General features: G+C 37.3%; 17 protein-coding genes. 11 read left to right on the top strand and 6 right to left on the bottom strand.

Features of this window, described 5'->3' with window-relative positions; translation table 11 throughout:
- Positions 1-546 precede the first annotated feature (546 nt).
- Positions 547-990, top strand: coding sequence for an Hsp20/alpha crystallin family protein (locus ACRD7B_RS17840; RefSeq protein WP_430825978.1), 444 nt, complete (start codon positions 547-549; stop codon positions 988-990).
- A gap of 426 nt (positions 991-1,416) precedes the next feature.
- Here ACRD7B_RS17840 and ACRD7B_RS17835 read toward each other — a convergent pair whose 3' ends face one another.
- Entirely contained in the window at positions 1,417-2,478 is a 1,062-nt protein-coding gene (locus ACRD7B_RS17835) for a PorP/SprF family type IX secretion system membrane protein (RefSeq protein WP_430825977.1), read from the bottom strand.
- Positions 2,479-6,858: a PKD domain-containing protein gene (locus tag ACRD7B_RS17830; protein ID WP_430825976.1), complete on the bottom strand. Its 4,380-nt coding sequence runs from the start codon at positions 6,856-6,858 to the stop codon at positions 2,479-2,481.
- 308 nt (positions 6,859-7,166) lie between these two features.
- On the opposite strand from ACRD7B_RS17830, the gene ACRD7B_RS17825 reads away from it, so the two are divergent.
- Positions 7,167-8,078, top strand: a complete 912-nt coding sequence (locus ACRD7B_RS17825; RefSeq protein ID WP_430825975.1) for a proline dehydrogenase family protein — start codon at positions 7,167-7,169, stop codon at positions 8,076-8,078.
- Positions 8,079-8,307: 229 nt separating this feature from the next.
- Here ACRD7B_RS17825 and ACRD7B_RS17820 read toward each other — a convergent pair whose 3' ends face one another.
- Positions 8,308-9,603: an MATE family efflux transporter gene (locus ACRD7B_RS17820; RefSeq protein ID WP_430825974.1), complete on the bottom strand. Its 1,296-nt coding sequence runs from the start codon at positions 9,601-9,603 to the stop codon at positions 8,308-8,310.
- Between the two features lie 208 nt (positions 9,604-9,811).
- On the opposite strand from ACRD7B_RS17820, the gene ACRD7B_RS17815 reads away from it, so the two are divergent.
- The 7 genes from ACRD7B_RS17815 to ACRD7B_RS17785 all read left to right on the top strand — a co-directional run bounded on the left by ACRD7B_RS17815 (position 9,812) and on the right by ACRD7B_RS17785 (position 13,987).
- Positions 9,812-10,414: a superoxide dismutase gene (locus tag ACRD7B_RS17815; RefSeq protein WP_430825973.1), complete on the top strand. Its 603-nt coding sequence runs from the start codon at positions 9,812-9,814 to the stop codon at positions 10,412-10,414.
- A gap of 135 nt (positions 10,415-10,549) precedes the next feature.
- A complete protein-coding gene (locus ACRD7B_RS17810; RefSeq protein WP_430825972.1) occupies positions 10,550-11,125 on the top strand; it encodes a superoxide dismutase in 576 nt (191 codons plus the stop codon).
- A gap of 104 nt (positions 11,126-11,229) precedes the next feature.
- Positions 11,230-11,796: a nitroreductase family protein gene (locus ACRD7B_RS17805; RefSeq protein WP_430825971.1), complete on the top strand. Its 567-nt coding sequence runs from the start codon at positions 11,230-11,232 to the stop codon at positions 11,794-11,796.
- 177 nt (positions 11,797-11,973) lie between these two features.
- On the top strand, positions 11,974-12,690 hold the full coding sequence (locus ACRD7B_RS17800) for a peptidase associated/transthyretin-like domain-containing protein (protein ID WP_430825970.1): 717 nt from the start codon (positions 11,974-11,976) through the stop codon (positions 12,688-12,690).
- 83 nt (positions 12,691-12,773) lie between these two features.
- Positions 12,774-13,391 carry a GTP cyclohydrolase I FolE gene (folE, locus tag ACRD7B_RS17795; RefSeq protein ID WP_430825969.1) on the top strand — a complete coding sequence of 206 codons (618 nt, stop codon included), beginning with the start codon at positions 12,774-12,776 and terminating at the stop codon, positions 13,389-13,391.
- A 76-nt stretch (positions 13,392-13,467) separates the two neighbouring features.
- Positions 13,468-13,701, top strand: coding sequence for a hypothetical protein (locus ACRD7B_RS17790; RefSeq protein WP_430825968.1), 234 nt, complete (start codon positions 13,468-13,470; stop codon positions 13,699-13,701).
- A complete protein-coding gene (locus ACRD7B_RS17785) occupies positions 13,685-13,987 on the top strand; it encodes a type II toxin-antitoxin system RelE/ParE family toxin (protein ID WP_430825967.1) in 303 nt (100 codons plus the stop codon). The genes ACRD7B_RS17790 and ACRD7B_RS17785 overlap by 17 nt, the downstream gene beginning before the upstream one ends.
- A 30-nt stretch (positions 13,988-14,017) precedes the next feature.
- On the opposite strand, the gene ACRD7B_RS17780 is transcribed toward ACRD7B_RS17785, so the two are convergent.
- The 3 genes from ACRD7B_RS17780 to ACRD7B_RS17770 form a co-directional block, all read right to left on the bottom strand.
- A complete protein-coding gene (locus tag ACRD7B_RS17780; RefSeq protein ID WP_430825966.1) occupies positions 14,018-14,908 on the bottom strand; it encodes a DUF4249 domain-containing protein in 891 nt (296 codons plus the stop codon).
- A 3-nt stretch (positions 14,909-14,911) separates the two neighbouring features.
- Positions 14,912-17,266 carry a TonB-dependent receptor gene (locus ACRD7B_RS17775; RefSeq protein ID WP_430825965.1) on the bottom strand — a complete coding sequence of 785 codons (2,355 nt, stop codon included), beginning with the start codon at positions 17,264-17,266 and terminating at the stop codon, positions 14,912-14,914.
- 251 nt (positions 17,267-17,517) lie between these two features.
- Entirely contained in the window at positions 17,518-19,392 is a 1,875-nt protein-coding gene (locus tag ACRD7B_RS17770; protein ID WP_430825964.1) for a vWA domain-containing protein, read from the bottom strand.
- 117 nt (positions 19,393-19,509) lie between these two features.
- Between ACRD7B_RS17770 and ACRD7B_RS17765 the strand changes: the two genes are divergently transcribed.
- Both ACRD7B_RS17765 and ACRD7B_RS17760 read left to right on the top strand, forming a co-directional pair.
- Positions 19,510-20,082: an RNA polymerase sigma factor gene (locus tag ACRD7B_RS17765; protein WP_430825963.1), complete on the top strand. Its 573-nt coding sequence runs from the start codon at positions 19,510-19,512 to the stop codon at positions 20,080-20,082.
- A gap of 53 nt (positions 20,083-20,135) precedes the next feature.
- The gene (locus tag ACRD7B_RS17760) at positions 20,136-21,428 is read left to right on the top strand and encodes a carboxypeptidase-like regulatory domain-containing protein (RefSeq protein ID WP_430825962.1); all 1,293 of its coding nucleotides are present in this window, start codon (positions 20,136-20,138) and stop codon (positions 21,426-21,428) included.
- The last annotated feature ends 62 nt before the right edge of the window (positions 21,429-21,490 follow it).

The following is a 21,490-nucleotide window of genomic DNA, read 5'->3' as shown; positions in this document are numbered from 1 at the left end:
CAACTTATAGATTAAAACTTAACCTTTATTTCTACCCCTCCAAACCTCCCCTAAAGTGGAGGCTTAAGTCCCCTTCAGGGGATTTAGGGGTAACATATATTTAAGCTAGTTACAAATTATACGTTTCAAAGATTCTTTTTTGACTTTTGAGACAGCCACTTTCTGATTAAATTTAAAAAAGGATTAGCTCGTTAGCTAATCCTTTTTTTGTTCCTTAAAAAGAGGCTGCCATCATACCGAAAGCAACCTCTATACACACAGGAATTGTTGGGAGGAAAAAAATTCTCTCGTAACAATTCCAAAGGTCTTCTTTTTACGATCACAGCCCGTTACCGCTTTGTTATTTCTAGTTTAAATTAAGATTACCAAATAAGATGCTTGATTTCGGCCAAATTGTCACCAAAAATAATCAATCGATGCCAATCTGACTCACTAAAGCCATAACTACCTGACTATCTGACCTATTTTTAGCATTGGCACCATAGTTGAAATAAATACACCAACAAGTCAAAAAATAATTAAAAACTTAAAATAGGAGGACTTAAAATGAGATTAGCAAAAAGATGTAACAGCTATTTACCAGAAAGAAATGATTTCTTTAATCAAGTATTAGGTAAAGACTTTTTTATGGAACCACAACATTTCTTTGGTCAAAACATGCAAATCAAGGTGAACATTAAAGAGAATGAATCGGAATATGCAATAGAAGTTGCAGCTCCGGGTTATGAAAAAGAGGAGTTTAAACTCGAATTAGACAACCATGTATTAAGCATTGAAGTGTCGAGAGAAACTAACAACGATAATACAAACGAAAACTATACGCATTTTGAATTTGATAATGGATCGTTCAAACGTGCATTTAGTTTACCTAAAGGCAAAGCTAATGAAGCAGAAATTGCTGCCAAATACAATAATGGGATTCTAAACATTGTGATTCCAAAAACGGAGGAAGCTAAACCGAAACCAAAACGCCTATTAAACATAGCGTAAATAGAGTTTTTTCATAGATAGTGAACGAGGCTAATCCAAACGTGGGTTAGCCTTTTCTTATATATTGCAAACCCAGCTATTGACTTTCCCTTGCATTAACAATGGATCAAATTACATACTTGTGAGACACTCTGTTTCAAATAGTTCCTACAATATCCGAATAACAGCACAAAACTTTTTTGCAAGACTGAAAGTCTTAAGTTACTTCAGCCTAAGGTTAATCCTTAGGCAGGGAAGAGAGGTGAATCTGTCGTCCTGAAAGGACAGCTCAACATTTCAATATAGCCCAAGCACCAACACAACTTGAGGCTCGCTTAGTATATTTTTTAAAAAATCATTTAGCTTTTTTTTGGGAAACACAATAATGAATTGTCCTTTCAGGACGCAATCAAAATATATTACATTACCCAAGCATAATAGCTTGGGTTAAAATATTCGGCGACGCTTTTTTTTGTATTTACTTCCTCCCCTCAAAGGATTAGCCGATTCACTACAAGGCACAGCTGGTCGTCGACCACCCAAGCGTAAGTTACCACGCTGATTAAACTCTAAAATTAAGGAGATTTCATGAGCTCCTGCCGTGGACCAGCCCAGATTAGAAAGTGTAATATCATAACTATAACCGATTCGTAAGGAACCAAAATCATAGGCCAATAAAGCAACTAGAGCATCCTGATTAACCGAACGACTACCTGAATCGTTAAAAATAGGTAATCCTCTATACCACATGCCTATTTCAAGCGGTGCATTATACCAATACAAACCAACATCGGCCTGTCGCAAACTACCTTGCTGCTGATAGCGAAACGATGTAGAGAAAGCTCTATTCATACCTCGGTTTCGTCGTTTCTCATTCCAGATATTTACACCTCCAAAAAACACATATTTACGATCTACCTCTGCTTCTTCATTCAAAAACGAGTAATTAGGCTTACCCAAGTGATCAACCGTTAATCCGAACCAATACTTTGAGCTATACGCAAAAACGGATGCCGCCAAATCAATATAATTAACCTGCTCATTACTTAAGCGATCAAATCCTCCAGAACTACCTCCAGAGCCTGGTGGCTGATCAGGAAAAACTATTTTACTAAAATCGACTGATCGATTACCATAGGCAAATTGAATCGCAGGTACCACCTGCCAATTGTCACTTAATAATAAATTATAGGAATACTGAAAAGCAGCCTGTGTTGTTGTTAAACCCGCACTCCCAGCTTTATCTTGAATTAAATAAACGCCAACACCACTATTAAACCGTGAAAAGAAATTATCGAAAGATACGGATGACGTTGAAAAAGCATTGGAAATAGCAGGCCATTGATTACGATAATTCAGTATTAGGCGCCCTCCATCCGTAGCCCCAGCTAAAGATGGACTCAAATACAATGGATTGGCATAAAATTGTGAAAAGTGCATATCTTGGGCATTCAAATTCAATCCACAAAGCAGACAACACAACACCATTATTTGATATAGCTTTCTCATTTACCTAAATAACGTTACATCACCCGTTTTAGTCTCAATTGTTCCATTCGAGTATTTGCAAACCACTTTCCAAATATATACACCTTGCGTACAAAGCTTTCCTCGATGATAGCCGTCCCATCCAATATTCACATCCTTACTCTCATATAATAATTCGCCCCAGCGAGAAAATATTTTTAAGTCATACTCCACAATTCCTTCCTGAACAAATGGATAAAACACATAATTCTCTCGCTCACCTGGCGTGTACTCACCACCATTCGAACCATTAGGGTTGGGTGTAAAGGCATTTGGAAAACTAATAGTTCCTGCCTCCTCAGCAGTAACAGCTCCTCGTATCATTAACTCATCAACACAGCCCTCGTCGTTCGTAACTTCAAGAACCACATCGTAAACACCTGCTTGCTCATAGCCATATTGCAATGAATGTTCAGTAGATGTATTGCCATCACCAAAGTCCCACAAATAGGATGTTGCTCCCTCCGATTTATTGATAAAAGATACTGTTTGAGGTAATTTTACCCGGTTAGGTCTAACTTCAAAATTTGCAACTGGCTTATTAAATACTTTAACCTTAACATCACTTGATTCACTAACACCTCCCGGCCCTTCTGCAATCAACTTAACAGCATACTCTCCTGGTGTATAGTAGGTATGTTCAGGCTCTTTATCTGCCGACACATTGCCATCTCCAAAATCCCAGAAGTAAGTTGTGGCATCAATTGTATTATTATAAAATTGAACGAGCAATGGCGGACATCCTTCACCATCCGGCCCATAATCAATATCTGGCAACATGGCAATCACCTCAATGAATTGCTTATCCGAATCAGCACAATTAGCATCAAACACCTCTAATGTCACTTCAAACTGCCCCGAGTTAGTATAAGTATATGGCTCAGGTAGTCGTTCTGCTGAACCATTACCATCTCCAAAGTCCCATTTATAACTCCAGTCGTCTCCCAACGTTGAATTCTCAAATTCGATAGTTGATTCAGGCATTTGTAGTACCTTAGGATTTACATCAAACACTACATTTGGCACCCTATAAACCTCTACGGTAGTATAAGCCTTATCAATACAACCATAGGATGATTCTGCAAGCAACTCAACATCAAACACCTTATTAACTATATCCGTGTTAACATATTCATTTTGCCCATTAAAAGCTGTGGACGTATTACCATCACCAAAATCCCAATAAAACTTAGTGGCACCTTCTGATTCATTGGTGAAATTTTCGAGGTATGGACTACAACCAGCACCACCATCACTAATCACAGCCTCTACCCTAGGATAAACGCGAACCAAGGATTCTGTCGAGTCCTTGCATCCAAATTCATTTTCAACAATCAGTTTTACTTTATTACTCTGAATGGCAAACTCATCATTTACATATTCGTGCGAAACTGATCCTGCACCAACTACCGACTCAGACTCCCCATCACCAAATATCCACAAACTTGTTACTGCTCCAAGCGATTCATTGTTAAAATCTACTGGCAAGGGCGTACAGCCTTCGGTTGGGGAGTAGGTAAAACTACTTTGAGGGCTCGGTTTAACTCTTACATTACCCTTCGACACATCCTTACATCCAAAAGCTGAATTGGTGCTCAATGTCACCTCAAAATCAATGACTCCTGCACTTGTATTTTCAAACACATGCGTAATGGCATTCGTACCAGATATGACAGTTCCTTCACCAAAATTCCACTCGTAAGAATAGGCACCTGGCTTAGCCACAAAATCAACTTTAAGCGGATGACATCCTTCTTGCGGCTCCACAGTAAAATCATAACTCAACAATGGATAAACAGTGACAAAAGTCGTTGCAGTATCCTTACATCCATAAGCATTATCAACAGCCAGCTGTACTTTATATGATTGAACAAAATCCTCGGCATTGACAAAAACATGCGAAACATCTTCATTATTATCCACAGGAGAACCATCTCCAAAATCCCACTCGTACAATGTTGCACCACTGGATTCATTCAAAAAATCAACTTCCAATGGACTACATCCTGGTGTTGGATCATTTGTGAAATCAGCTAAAGTAGATGGATTGACACGGACATCATAAAACACTGAATCGCGACATCCATCATTGCTCATTGCCAATAACTTCACCTTATAATCAACAGGTATAGCTAAGGGATTATTAAAGATATGAACAGGTTCAACTTGATTAGATACATAACCATCACCAAAATCCCATATATAACTATCGGCATTAACACTCAGGTTTTCAAATTCAACTTCGAATGGACCACAGCCCTCGTTGTCGAATGGCGCAACATCGGCTATTACCTCTGGATAAAAATTGATATATAATGAATCACCTGCAAAACATCCATCATTTTCTTCTACCCAAGCAAAACGGTATAAACCAGGAACATCAACACTAACATTAGTAGTTGAAGCCAATGCATCATCAAAAACAGAGCTACCAGAACCTTCAACCTGCTTCCATAAGCCAACACCAATATCAGGAATAGCTTCTATTTTATGACTCAGACCGCATGTATCAGCAACAGGAACAACATTAGGTGCAGGCACTTGAACAAAACGAATTGTTACTTCATCGCTACTTACACAAGTGTTATTATCCTCATCCCAAATGAAGGTATAATCCCCATATGCATCAACTACAATCTGTGTATTCGGATCATTTATATCAACGAACGACACAGCTCCAACTCCCACTTTTAATTGCCATGTTCCAACACCAGCCGATGCAACAGCTTGCATGTCGTATTGAAGCCCACAAGCCTTATTATCAGGTCCGGCATCACTCACTGGCTGTTCAAAAACCTCAACCGTAATACTATCCGAATCATCACAATCCTGCGAATCTTTTACGTAGTATTGAAACTTATAGATACCTGGTACAGATGAATTAAAAATTGGCTGCTCAACATTTACATCCGATAATAAATCCACACGATCACCTGTCCATAAATGCTGCACAAACACGCCGGAACCACCATATGGATCAGGCTTCAGCTGTTCAGACACATCAGTACAAAGTTCTATGTGTTTATTTGCAAAATTAATTTCTACCGAATCAACAATGACCACTATAGTATCCTCATCAAAGCAGAAATTATTATCTGTTACACGATAAACCAGTTCATAGGAATCTTCAATGGTTGATGTAAAGTCTGGTGTTTGACTATTAACATCATCGAGGAATGCCACATCACCAGTCCATAAATGCGTATACGGAGTAACACCAAAGGATGGGTTACCATCGAGCGACAAAGTAACACCCGGACAAAGCAAAGCTGGAGATCCTATGGTTATATCCGCCACAGGCGCATCACGCACCACAATATCTAACTGACCAATGGCACTACAATTATTACCGTCAGATACTTCGTAATAGACTGTATGCGTACCTGCCCCTGCAATAGTTGGAGAAAATTCACCTGTGAATTCGCCTATAATTCCAGATCCAGTCCATCGACCTCCCGGAGTGACAGCGCTTAAAAAAACAGGTTCTTCATTTTCACAATAAGGTCCGGCTGGATTGATTGTCCCATCAGGCACATCTACTATTAAAATTATAGCTGTAATTTCTTCTGGAGCATAGCCTTGATCGTAGGGATTGCAATAATTCCAGTTTCGCAAGGTCACTTCAAATTCATCTCCAACACTCCTCGTATCGGGCACATATATCTCTAAAGCAGTATCCCAAGGCGAAGTTGGTGCCAATATGGGTTCAAAAGTAACATCAACAGAACCAGCATAAGGGTATGTTCGAATAGCACCGCCTACCTCAGCATCATCAATGAAATTTCCAGCGCCATCATTGGTACCATACACCCATTGTATCCAGCGTTTGTAATCATTAGGGTTATCATTTTCCTCAGGTGGCGTACAGTTCCATTCACTAACATCTTTGAAAATTACAGACCCATCACTACCAACACAAATAGGAAAAACTGGGGGATCGATTGCTAATTCTCCTCCATTGAGCTGATCAGTATCCCAAACAGTAACCACTTGCTCTTGCACTGAACTAGTGCAAGTAACACCATTCACAACCAAAAGAACTTTGGGTCGATACACACATTGGTCACCACCTATTGGGTAAACATGTGTATTGTTAGCTTCCCATACACCAGCACTTGGACTGCTCGCAGCTATACGCTCAACAGCAGATCCATCGTCCCAATCAAACTCAAACTCAACAAGCGTACCGCCATGGTTAACACCGGTATAATTAACATCCCATGTTACAAATACAGGCGCACACAACTTATCGGGCAATATATTATTACCTTTCGATAGAATATTACAATCCTGACTGAACCCATTTATCAATGGATACAGAAAGGTCAATAATATTAAAATAGCTCTTTTTTTACCGTCCATAAAGCCCTTTTAATACTAGTAAAACTAATACTTTCAAAGTTCTAACGCCACAACATCCAGAGTATTGTCATATTAGCCAAACTTCATTTATTTAAAGATATGATTTTTATCACATTTAACTAAATTTAAGGAAAATGTGAGTTTCATCATTTTTTTTACTTCAAAAAAACTCAACTTTTACGACACTGATTTCAGAAACCTCCCGGGAAACTATTTTAATCAGAACTTTGGCATTGATACGCACATTTTGCTTCAGAGTTCCGATGCATTGCTATTTTTTTACACACAACCTTAAAACAAGTCGTTACATGTTTAATAAACTAATTGCACAAACCCTTCCTTATTTCCCTAAGAAATTCGTATGGCTTTTTTCTAAAAAGTACATCGCAGGTGAAACCATTGATGAGGCAATACTTGCATCTCAACAATTAAATGAGAAAGACATCTCTATTACTGTTGACTTACTTGGGGAGTTCATCACTAACCTTGATGAAGCAAAAGCTAATAAAGATCAATACCTTGAGATTATTAAACAATTTGAACTTAAAAAGATAAGAGGTAATTATTCATTAAAGCCTACCAGCTTTGGTTTGTTATTAGACAAAGACACTTGTTATAATTACATAAGAGAGATAGTTGCAAAAGCTGCTGAGCATGATAATTTTGTTCGTATCGATATGGAAGATTCGCCATGTGTGGATTTAGAAATTGAACTGTTGCGAAAACTTAAGGCTGAATTCCCAAAGAACGTTGGTCTTGTGGTACAAGCCTATTTAAAAAGAACAGCTCAGGACTTGGTTGATATGATGGATCTTCATACAGATGAAGCTCCTGTTAACTACCGTTTATGTAAAGGTATTTATGTTGAGCCAAAGGAAATAGCCTACAAAGAATACGAAGAAATAAACGCTAAATTTCTGGAAAACCTGGAATACTTACTGCTTAATAAAGCCTATGTTGGCATAGCTACGCATGACCGTCCGGTTGTAAAGGGAGCTATGGAGATCATTAAAAAACACAATATACCAAACGATCAGTTTGAGTTTCAAATGTTATACGGTGTAACTCCAGAATTAAGAAAAGAAATCCAGGATGCAGGCTTCAAAATGCGTGTTTATGTGCCATATGGTAAAGAATGGTTTGGATATAGTACGCGTCGTTTGAAGGAGAATCCAAAAATGGCGAACCACATCATTAAATCACTATTTGTAAAAGGGTAAAGAATTAATGTAGGATGCATTGACCCATTGAGACACATTTCAATGGGTCAACTACCTTTTGTAATGTACTAAATTAGTCTCAACAAGAAAGCACTACTTTTTCTTTTAACACACCCTCTACCTCCCTAAAGGGAGAACCTCCAAACTACACATTGCTATAAATTTCCCCTTTAGGGGCTAAGGCTTTGCTTTGGAATATTCTTTATTTAAGGTGTTTCCTTGCAATTTACTAATTACGAAAAACAGGTAAGTTTTTATAAAACAAGGTCTGAAAGACTCCCCTACCAAGCATGAAACAATTCATAGCAATCCATAAGGCATGGTTGCCATATTGGCCTTTCATGGTGTAAAATAACACAAAGAAAACTAATGTTGCGAGTAGCATTGTATTTCTCATTAAGCGAGAAGCAGTTGCACCAATATACACACCATCCCAAATATAAGAAGCGAAACCAGTTAGTGGTAAAACAATCAACCAAGGCAAAAACTCCTTTGCTACATCGATCACATCATCCTGATTTGTAAACACACGCAATAGCGTTGTTCCACCAAAACCATATAGAGCGGTAAAAAGAAGTGCAAAAACCACTCCCCACCCAAATAGCAATTTAACTGTTCGCTTAAACTGTGCCATATTTTTACTCCCTGTAAACTTGCCAATTAATGCTTCGGCAGCATAAGCAAAGCCATCTAAGAAATATGAGAATAAAAATAAGAACTGGAGTAAGGCACTATTGGCTGCAAGAATTAAATCTCCTGTTCCAGCTGATTTTGAAGTAAAAAATGTGAACACTATAATAATGCATAAGGTTCGCAAGAATATGTCACCGCTCACATTTAAGAAACTTAACAAACCACTACGTTTAAGTATATCTCCAAAATTAAATTCCTTTAAAATGTATTTATACTTTCTCAGAAATAAAACGATGGTTAAAATTAATCCAAGATATTGCGAAATAACCGAGCCAAGCGCTACACCTTCAACCTTCATGTCAAAATACTTAACCAGAATAAATGAGGAAACAATATTTACGACATTGATACTTATTGATATAATCATTGGGTATAATGCATTCTGCATTCCTAAAAACCAACCATAAATCACCATTAAAGCAATTGCGGCAGGCGCTGCCCATATTCTCACATAAAAATAGTCAGCAGCCAAAGCTTTTACTTCAGCACTTCCCTCTAACACAAGCAAACTTAATTTCTCGATCCCTGTTTGAGCCATAAGTAATAAGAAACCAGCACTCAAAGCCAGAAACAAACCTCGAAATAAGAGCATGGCCATTTCATGGGTATTTTCACGTCCGTAGGCCTGAGCAGCCATCCCACTCAAACTCATTCGCAAGAAAGCAAAACCCCAATACACAAAATTAAAGATGACACCACCAAGTGCCACCGCCCCCATAAACACTGCACTATCTTGGTAACCCATCAAATGCATATCAACCATACCAAGCAGAGGCACAGTTAAATTGGTCAATATATTAGGTATAGCTAATCTTAAAATTTCGCGATTCATTATTGTTTTTTGAGGCTACGAAGATAGACATAGACATGCGAATAAAAAACATAAAATAAAGCTTCTGTATTTCAGACAATTAAGAATATTGTGAAAATTTATTTGAACAAATTAAGATGTTTTTATCTTTTTTATTTGGACTCAATCTGAATAAATAATATTTTTGGATTCGTAAGTCTTTTATTAGATAACTATTAAAAAGTAAAAAATGGCATTTGAATTACCAAAATTAGACTACGCATACGACGCATTAGAACCGCATATTGATGCACGCACGATGGAAATCCATCACAGCAAGCATCATGCAGCATATACAAATAACTTAAATGGTGCAATTGAAGGAACGGCTTTAGCCAATCAATCAATTGAAGAGATTCTTGCGAATATTTCAAAACATTCAGTTGCTATCCGAAATAACGGTGGTGGTTTTTTTAACCATAATCTTTTCTGGAAAGTAATGTCGCCTAATGGTGGCGGACAGCCAAGTGGAGATTTATTAGCTGCCATTGAAAAAGCATTTGGATCGTTTGACGCTTTTAAAGATACGTTTTCGAAAGCTGCAGCAACTCGTTTCGGCTCAGGATGGGCTTGGTTAGTTAAGCAAGCTGATGGCTCTTTAGCAGTCTCATCAACACCTAATCAGGATAATCCTTTGATGGATATTGCTGATGTAAAAGGCACTCCAATTTTAGCTTTGGATGTTTGGGAACACGCATATTATTTAAACTATCAAAATAAACGTCCCGATTATATTGGCGCATTTTGGAATGTTGTCAATTGGGATGAAGTAGCAACACGTTTTAAAGTTTAGTTTGTTCATTTTGTCTGGGAAAAAGGGAACTCCAAACGAGGTGTTCCCTTTTTATTTGCATTTTTTTTAGCTTTTACAAAACACAAAGCACGTATCTTTGTTTAAGATGCAGATAAAATAATAAAACGAACTATCATGAATTTCGAATTACCACAATTACCATATGCATTAGATGCATTGGAGCCAATTATTTCAAAGAAAACACTTGAATTCCATTATGGAAAGCACCATCAAGCTTATGTCAATAACTTGAATAACCTTGTAAAAGGAACAGAGTTTGAAAGCGCTGACTTGGAAACGATTGTTAAAAAATCAGAAGGCGGTATTTTTAATAACGGTGCACAAGTTTGGAACCACACCTTTTATTTTACTTCATTCTCGCCAAAGGGTGGTGGTGAACCAACAGGAGCTTTAGCTGATGCTATCAATGCTTCTTTTGGCTCTTTCGAGAAATTTAAAGAAGAATTCTCAGCAGCCGCAGCTACTTTATTCGGATCGGGATGGGCATGGTTAGTTAAGAATGCTGACAACTCATTAAGCATTGTAAAAGAAAGCAATGCTGGAAATCCGTTGAGAGATGGACTTACTCCAATATTAACATGTGATGTTTGGGAGCATGCGTATTATTTAGACAAGCAAAATGCTCGTCCAAAATACATCGAAGATTTCTGGAAATTAATTGACTGGAATGTAGTTGGCGAAAGATTCTAAGCTGAATAAGAAAGATCTTTTAAAGAAAGAGACTTGATGACATTTTTTGTATATTAAGTCTCTTTTTTATTACCCTTATATCAACACATACTAAATACAATTTTATGCTTAAAGACTTAGTTCAGAAAAATCGTAGTTACCGTCGCTTTCACCAGGATAAACCAATTACTGAAGAAACTCTTTTAGAATTGGTTGAATTGGCGCGACTGTCACCTTCTGCCCGTAATGCTCAACCATTAAAATATTTTATATCGACAGACCAAGCATCCAACGATAAAATATTTCCCCACCTCTCCTGGGCTGGATATCTAAAAGAATGGGCCGGACCTGTAAAAGGTGAGCAACCATCAGCCTACATTGTAGTTTTAAACGACACTGAAATTTCATCGAACTACTTCTGTGATGATGGTATTGCAACCCAAAGTATCTTATTGGGAGCTGTTGAAAAAGAATTGGGCGGTTGCATCATTGGCTCATTAAATCGCTTACAATTACTTCGTGAACTTCAACTACCGTCGCACCTAAAAATTGTACACGTCATTGCTTTAGGTCATCCCAAAGAAGAAGTAAAGTTGGAGGAGATGAAGGAAAACGACCACAGATACTGGCGCGATGTGCAGGAAACACACCATGTACCTAAACGTGCTTTAAACGATATAATCGTAAAATAACGATTGCCTTGAATTTTAAGGAGCGGCTCTTTTTTCACAATTACTCATCAAGAGCTGCTCCTTTGACATGCTAACATAAATTGTTAATACTTCAGTTTAGAATTAACATTACTCACCATCCAACTTAATTGCTTTTTTATTGTTATCTTAATAGGAAACCAAAAATAAGAAATGTGTATGCGTACTCTTATCTTAAGTGGCTGTTTGTTAATATTTGCTAGTGTTTTTTCATCAGCCCAAGTTCAGCAAGGCGACTCATTAAGAATTTCAGGTATTGTTTTAGATAGCGATAGCTTGAATACCTTGCCATTTTCACAGTTCAATATAAAATCGAGAAAATATTCATCTGACTCGGAAGGTCAATTTTCGTTTTGGGCAAAGAAAGGCGAAACAATTACCTTTTCGCATCTTGGTTTTAAGGATACTTTTATCGAAATTAAAGATTCACTTAACCTTTCTAATTATTTGTTTGGTGTATTTCTAACAAGAGACACTTTTGAAATTAGTGAAATAATTGTGGTGCCCCGCTACGAGAATTTGGCTGCCAAAGCTCGTAACATGCCCTTACTAATTACACCAGCCGAAGCTTATGCCACCAATAATGTTAAAGCCTCCACCTCACAAGCCTTAACACAGGCTCCTTTAAGAATGGATGCTGAAATGAATCAAAAAATGATGCTTCGCGAACAGACCTGGGGAACCGTTTATAAAACACAAATACCACCAGATCGAACCGTTGGCATCAGTTCGGAGAATCTGGGATCGATGAGTATATTTGTAACACCGAATAAAGAAAAAATTAAAGCAAGTATTGCTCAACCCTTAAACCGAAATGAATTAGATCTTATTCTAAGGATTTATGAAAACAAGGTTAAAGCAATGGTTGAAGAATAAAAACATCATATTTATCAGTTTCTTTTAAAAGATAAAATTGCATTTTTGCAATTCAAAATTGCTGAAAGAACAAAACAAGGAACATGGAATTTACTTTAAATGGAAAGAAAGGCTATGCCAAAGTGGAAAGTTACGACGACGAAACCACTAATGAACTTTCATCCAACTATAAAAATGTATTGGAATTATTAGGTGAAGATTCAAGCCGCGAAGGACTTGAAAAAACACCTTTACGCGTTGCAAAGGCCATGCAATTTTTGACTCAGGGCTACAACATGAATCCGGAGGAAATAATCAAATCAGCCATGTTCAAGGAGGATTATCAGCAAATGGTTGTTGTTAAAGACATTGAATTATACTCAATGTGTGAGCATCATATGTTGCCATTTTTTGGTAAGGCGCACGTAGCCTACATTCCGCGTCACCACATCACTGGTTTAAGCAAATTGGCCAGGGTTGTTGAGGCATTTGCCCGCCGCTTACAAGTGCAGGAGCGCTTAACCACGCAGATTAAGGAATGTATTCAGGAAACACTTAACCCACTTGGGGTTGCTGTTGTAATTGAGGCACAACACATGTGCATGCAAATGCGTGGGGTTCAAAAACAACATTCGTTCACAACCACTTCTGATTTTACTGGAGCATTCAGCACCAACCATTCAACTCGCGAAGAATTTTTTAGCATAATAAAAGCTCGTTAACTGTCTATTTACAATTTTATTCACCTAAACACATTCAAGAGTTACTTTTGATTATCTTTGTATAAAGGAAGTAGATATGAATATACAAGCTGAAAAACTAGGATTGATTGAATGGATCGCAAAATTAAATGATTCTTCAGTAATTGAAAAGCTTAAAAAAATTCATGAGGAAGATTTACAAACTTCAAGTGGGTGGACTGAAATCTCAGAATTCGAAAAAGAGTCAATAGAAAGAGGTCTTAAAGATATCGAAGAAGGTAAGGTAGGTGCTCATGATACCGCCAGAAAAATTTATGAAAGATATTTATAAATTAATCTGGACCGATGAAGCTTTAAATGGATTGAAAGAAATTTTCAATTATTTTGAGCGTAGATTCGCAAAAAAAGACACACAAGAATTTGCGAGGAAACTTGATGAGCGATTAGAATTATTAAAAACTTCACCGAAAACATTTGCTTTTACAAATAAGTCAAAGAACATTAGACGTACTGTTATTGCGAGGCTGACCTCAGTTTATTATAGAATTGAAGGTAATGAAGTTCAAATTATCTCAGTTTTTGACAATCGTCAAAATCCAGATATACTAAAACAATGAACTTCACCACCTAACATTAGCTATACGACTTTACTTATTGACCGACATACTTTTGATTGATTCGAACTGAACCGAGTCAACCGAAGTGCTGTATGCTGTAAAAAATCCCAGAGCGCCATTGCTTATATTGCTTGGCACATTAGCTGGTGGCCCACTAAAAAGGGGAGCTTTAAAACCTGTTTCAATTTCAATAGCTTCAAGAAACTTATAGAAATCCTCATTTATTCCACCCATGGTTAATCTTACCCAATCTCCATCTTTTAATTTAATATCATCATCTTCTTCCTCCAAGGTATACACCCAAACGCCATTGGCATAATTTCCGTCAAAAAACTTATCATCTACAAAACCAAGTTTTGAATAACGATCAGAGATAGTGCTATCATTAACGGCTACCGAAAAAGAATAGAAATCTTTTGTATCAATCGGATCTTGAGCATACAACAATACTTTCCAAAATTCATACAATTCATCATACTCCAAGCGGACTGAATCGAGGGGTGCAACAGGGTTTAATAATGATGAAGCCTCATACTCTTCCTTCTTTCCATCCTTATCAATATCAACATCTGAAATATACAACTTATAGGTAACGCCAACTTGCCCTTGATAATCGTCTGGTGTAAAATAATATCCCGGGAAATCATCATGCTCAATAAGTGTTATGGTCGATTCATCATTATCAATTCTTACTTGCGCATTACTTATGGCTTTAGCCTCTTCGTTTTTAAAGTAATCACCAGAGCTCGTTAAGCGGACAAAGTGAGCTTGTTTGTCAGTACTAATACGACCATCAACGACCAAACGAGGAGCTGTATCTTCAAGTTCTAACTCCATATCTTCAGTACACGATGTAACTATTAATGCAACTAATAAGGTGCACAAGAGCCATTTAATATATGGTATAAATATCTTATTCATGATTTAAAATTTAAAGTTGTAGGTTACCGAAGGGATAAATGAAAACAGATAGGTCTTTTGCGCTTTGGTTATTGTAGGATTGTCATCATCGCGTACAAAATTGATAGCCCAGGCATTTTTCCGTCCGTAGGCATTATACACCGAGAATACCCATTCGCCATGCCACTTGCGACCTTCTTTCTTCTTACCTGAGAGCGTATAGGCCAAATCAAGTCTGTGGTAATTAGGCATACGTTCAGCATTTCGTTTGGAATAATAAGGTACTATATCGCCCCCTACTTCGTAACGTGCTACAGGAAATGTAACAGGTGCACCAGTATAAAAAACCCAATTGGCTGATATTTGACCTCGTTTACCAACTTTACGGTTAAGCACAATACTACAGTCATGCGTATGATCGTATGGAGAAAGATATGTTTCACCATTGTTGATTTCAGCAATGGTACGTTCAACCTTCGATAAAGTGTAACTCACCCAACCATTCCATTTGGCTCCATTAAACCGCACCATGGCTTCTAATCCATAAGCCTGAGAATCTCCAAAGCGCAACTCACCTTCCAGATACTCGTTCAGTAGCAATTCAGGATGATCTTTAAAGTCGATGGTATTGTTCATTTTTTTATAGAAACCCTCTAAAGATGTTTCTATACTATTGTCTTTAAAATTCTTAAACACACCTAGCGCGAATTGATCTGCACGTTGCGGTTTAACATTTGGCGAAGACGGAAACCAAATATCCAATGGCGTACCTGATGTAGAATTAGAAGCCAAATGCAAATATTGGAATGTTCGATTATAACTTGCCTTAATTGATGTAGAAGGATTAAGAATGAAAGAAGCACCTACCCGTGGCTCGAAACCTACATAGGTATTATAAACATCACCGGTTCCATAAGTGGCAGTATCACTCACTTCATATTTTTCATCGTAAGAATATTGAGTTCCTGCCCCAACATTTTGAAATACCGATACACGTAAACCGTATTTCAAGACCAACCAATCAGACACTTTATGAATATTGGATGCGTAAATGGCATGTTCCAAGGATCTGCTTTGTGGCACTTTTATTTCGTTGTACAATGAGTTTTCATCTTTACCCCTTGCTAAACCCGGTAGTATTTCTCTGAATATACTTTGAGCACCAAACTCAATAGTATGCTGTGGGTTCAAGTAAAAGTCAAAATCGAGCTTAGCGCTTAAATCGTATAGATTCGACTCCCACTCAAACCCATTAGCTCCACCTCCGGTTGATGCCAAAGCATAATCATATTTCGAACCAATAACGGTAAAATTGGAAAACAATTTTGGGTTATAGATGTGATTCCATCGAAAGGTAAATGTTCGGTTACCAAAATCCATTTTTGAAAAGTTATTCTTAAATACATCGCGTCCAAAATAACCACTCAAATAAATTCGATTATTCTCATTTATCGTATGATTAACCTTGGCATTAAAATCGTAAAAGAACAATTTATTATCACGCACCTGAGGATCGCTTGCCAAGGGTAAAAACATATCGACATAAGTACGTCGACCACTCACAATAAAAGATGTTTTATCTGAACCTATTGGCCCTTCCAAGGTAAGTCTTGAGGAAATGGTACCAATACCTCCCGTTCCCGAGAACTTTTTAGAATTACCATCTTTCATACGCACATCCAAAACAGACGCCAGGCGTCCTCCATTACTTGCCGGAATATCGCCCTTATACAATTTCACATCCTTAATAGCATCGTTATTAAAGACCGAGAAAAATCCCATTAAGTGACCTGCACTGTATACGTTTGCTTCGTCTAACAAAATCAAATTCTGGTCAGGATTACCGCCACGCACACTAAAACCACTTGAACCTTCACTGGTTGGTGATACTCCAGGCAATAGCTGAATTACTTTTACCAAATCCGTCTCTCCCATTAAAACAGGAACATTCTTAATAGCTTTACCTTGTAATTTCTCAACGCCCATTTGAGGATCACGAATATTCGCATCCTTTCTTTTCGAGGTCACTACAATTTCGTCAATTGATTCGGTTTGAGGTGCAAGGTTAATATTAAGCACCTTGCTCTCATTTAAGTTCACTTCTACTTTTTGTGCCTGATATCCTAAATAAGCAAAGGTTAAATGATAAGTTCCTGCCGGAAGTGACATTGAATAGAAACCATACAAGTTAGATATATTACCACTTTTAGTTTCTTCCACAAATAAAGTTGCTCCAATTAGCATTTCCCCAGTATTTGCATCCTTAATATGCCCACTTAATGTTAATAAGTCTTTTGCACTTGGATCTTCTTCAGCTTTTAATTGCCATGAGCAAACGGCCATTAAAAAACACAGAAAACATACGATTCGCTTTTCCATGATTGGTTAATTATTTCGGTTAAGTTTCTTGAAGTTTATTCTTCAAGCTTCACAATAATCAATGTCAAACTAAAAAATAGAAAGTTGCATCAATCATAAAACAATCAAACAACCTCACCCCATAAAACAAACACAACACCCTGATATAGAATATATTTAAGAAGTGCAATAAAAATCACCTTTAACATCTATTAAGATTTACGCCATAAAAAAAGGAGGCTCTCGCCTCCTTCATCGGGAATAGTTGTGTCCTATTTACCAAGAGCCACTTGACTACTTAGTGATTCTGCCGTTTTTATCAAACGTATCATCTCAGCCTTAAATCCATCTTCATCATTACCTCTTGATTCCTTAGCCATTTCTTTTAAATCTTCGTAATCAATATCACCTTTGTATTTCGAATCAGACAAAATCATTCCGAAAGCTGCAACAGAAGCTGCAAAGCGAAAATCCTTACTCGCTTCATCAAAAGCATCTACATCACCTTTTATAACATACTCCATTAAATTACTAGCCTTCTCATCCGGACGTTTGTAACGCAACTTTAAAGTCAACCAATCGTCACTCATTGCAACATTCCTTCTTTTTTGTTTCTTTTGATATTTCAATTCGTCTACCGACTTAATCCATTTTTTGGCATCATCGGCACCTTGAGGAATAATTTCGTATAACGCCGTTACTGTATGTCCTGCTCCAATCTCTCCGGCATCCCTTGTATCATCATTAAAATCTTCATCATTCAATAAACGATTTTCGTAACCAATTAAGCGATAAGCCAACACTTGCTCAGGATTAAATTCAATCTGGAATTTCACATCCTTTGCAATGGTAAATAAAGTCCCTCCAAATTCACTGACCAATGTTTTTTGTGCTTCTTGCAAATTATCGATGTAGGCATAGTTGCCATTTCCCTTATCAGCAATAATCTCCATTCGATCATCCTTATAATTACCCATACCAAAACCAAGCACAGTCATGTAAATGCCATTGTCACGTTCGTCGGCAACCAACTGCTCCATTGATGCATTTGAGCTTTCACCAACATTAAAATCACCATCGGTAGCCAATATAATGCGATTATTACCATCTTCCACAAAATGCTCCTTAGCTGTTGCATAAGCTAATTTCAAACCAGCTCCTCCTGCTGTTGAGCCACCCGCCTGAAGTTTATCGAGCGCATCCAAAATAGTCTTCTTATTTTGTCCCGAAGTTGGTTCTAATACAAGTCCTGCAGCACCAGCATACACCACTATCGATACATAATCCTCGTCGCGCAATTCATTAACCAATAAACGGAATGACGATTTTAATAAGGGCAATTTATTGCTCGCGTTCATCGACCCTGACACATCAATTAAGAATACAAGATTAGAAGCTGGTAAATTATCCTTCTCAATTTCTTTACCCTTTAATCCAACTTTCAGCAAATAATGTTCATCGTTCCAAGGACAAGTTGCCATTTCAGAATTTACTGCAAAAGGATGTTCCTTTTCAGGCTCTTCATAATCATAATTGAAGTAGTTGATCATTTCCTCAATTCGAACAGATCCTTCGGGTGGTAATTGTCCCTGATTCAAAAAGCGACGAACATTAGTATAACTCGCCCTATCTACATCCACCGAAAATGTAGAAAGAGGCTCCGAAGTGACTTGCTTGTAACCATTCTCACTTATTCCCGCATAACTCTCCGTATTGAAATCTTGCTCATAGGCTACGAAACTATGACCGCGTACCAACATTGGTGGACCTTTTCTTTCTCTTTTACTCTTAAAGACGTTAAGCCCTCGAACTTTTCCACCTAAACCGGACACAACCACACATTCTTCTATCTCAACAGCATCACTTTTCATCATTACATTAATGACATTTCGTTGCTCAACTTTAATCTCTTGCGAAATCATGCCAATAAACATGAACACCAACACATCATTTTCAGAGTTTACTTTTATTTGATATTCACCGTTTGGATCAGTTACAACACCAATTGTCGTGTTTTTAATTACAACATTCACACCAGGAAGCACACTTCCACTTTCATCACTCACCTGTCCTGTAATATATCGCTGTGAAAAAGCTGATACCGCCACAACCATAAACATCCCTAATAATAAAGCTAATCGTCTCATAATATTTAGTTTTAAATTTGACCTTTTGACAATAGGATGCAGCTTACTTCAGTATTCCATAAAACATTTTAATTTTTTTTCTACTTTTAACTATTCATTCGAATTAATAATACAGCCTTGTTCAAAATAAAACCGCCAAGTGACGAGCTTTTGCTGCAGAAATTCAAGAGAACTGAAAACCTTGATTTTCTCGGGCAATTGTATGAGCGATACATGCATTTGGTTTATGGCGTTTGCCTGAAATACCTCAAGAATAAGGATGAGGCGCAGGATGCTGTTATGAGCATTTTTGAAAAAATCAGCAAAGAATTACTTACCAAAGAAGTTGACTCATTCAAGCCATGGTTATATGTAGTGGCGAAAAACTTATGCCTGATGCAACTTCGGTCAGAACAAAGCAAGAATAAATTAATCAAAGAATATGAAAATAATTCACTTCATTTTATGGAAAGTGAAGATGAACTGCATCTTAATAGTAATGAATGGGAACCAAACAGTCTTGATGAACGCTTAAAAGAATGTTTGGAGAAGTTGCGAGAACAGCAACGTAGCTGCATAGAATTGTTTTATTTCAAGGAACTATGCTACAAGGAAATTAGTGAGAACTTAAACCTTGACATCAAAAAAGTTAAGAGCTACATTCAAAATGGCAAACGTAATTTAAAAAATTGCATTGAAGCAAAAACATGAGAGTTACATCCCGATAGCTATCGGGAGGCAAATGAAAGCAACAACATAGACACATGAATAAAAAACGTTCACATATAAAGGCAAATAACCTTGAAACATTCTTCCGATATATAAAAGGAAAGATGTCTTCGAAGGACTCAAATGCCTTTGAACGTAATTTATTAAATGATGCCTTTGAGTCGGATGCCATGGAAGGTTTTGAACAATATGACGAAAAAAAAATCAATCAAGATCTTAGTTTATTAAAGCAAAAATTAAATAGTCATACAAAGAGAAAATACAATTTAATAAATAGAAATACCATAGCATTTGCTGCCACTCTTTTATTGGTGGCGGGCATCGTATCTGTGTTGGTGCTTTTCACGCCTGATAAAACAACTTACGTTTCTGACAATGCAATACCTGCTGCTAAAGAAGAAATAGCTCCAGAATCACTTGAGCTTGAATCTGTAGAAAAAAAGAACTTCACTGCCCCAAAAGCTAAAACGCCTGCAATAAATAATGCAAGTATTGAGAATGTTTCGGAAGAGGAAATTGAGCTTGAAATATTGGATGCTGAAGAAGAAATTTTAATAGCTGTTCCACAAGTAAAAAGCAAACAAGCTAAGTTATCATCGCCACCCGTAAATAGTGTTACAACCCTTACGTCGCGCCGAAAAAAAGCTGAAACAAGCAACGGAGATAAAGAAATAGTTGGAACCATGAGAGGTGCAACTGCTTATGGTGGTTATGCCGGAGCAAACGAAAGTCTTAGAACCATTGAAGGGAAAGTTAGAAATGATTTCCAAGAACCTGTTGCTGGGGCAAGCATCAATGTAAAAGGCACTAATTACAGCACCATATCAAATACCGATGGCGCATACAAACTATCATATCCATCTCGCGATTCTTCCAAACCTGTTACAGCTAGTTTTGTTGGCTACATAACATCTGAGAAAAACTCAAGTAGTTCTGATTCTGTAATTTTTAATCTGGAAGAAGAGTACATAAGTTTAAGTGAGGTTATTACCATAAAAACTGATGAAGAGGCCATTAAAAAAGCCGAAGAGTATATTCCTGCCGAACCAATAGTTGGGATGGATAAATACATTGAAGAACTAAGTGATAATTTAATCTATCCTAAAAATGGAAGTGGAAAAAAGGAAACCGTTGTTGTTAGTGTTATCATTTCACCACTTGGTTATATAAAAGATATAATCATAAAACGAAGCCCTGGTGAAATTTATTCGATGGAAGCTATTCGTGTAATTCAGGAAAGCTCCGGTTGGAAGCCGGCAACTAACCTTGGTCTTCCCATTCAAGATGCTGTTAAGGTGCGCTTAAGATTCATTCCTCCTGAAAAATAAGTACGAGCTATTTATTTTTACAGGAAATGCCCTTATATTTGATAGCAACTTAACCAACTCTT

Origin of the sequence: Carboxylicivirga fragile (assembly GCF_050589805.1) — a bacterium.
Lineage (GTDB): Bacteria > Bacteroidota > Bacteroidia > Bacteroidales > Marinilabiliaceae > Carboxylicivirga > Carboxylicivirga fragile.
The sequence above is the reverse complement of the archived record's forward strand: the minus strand, read 5'-3'. Positions and strand labels throughout refer to the sequence as shown.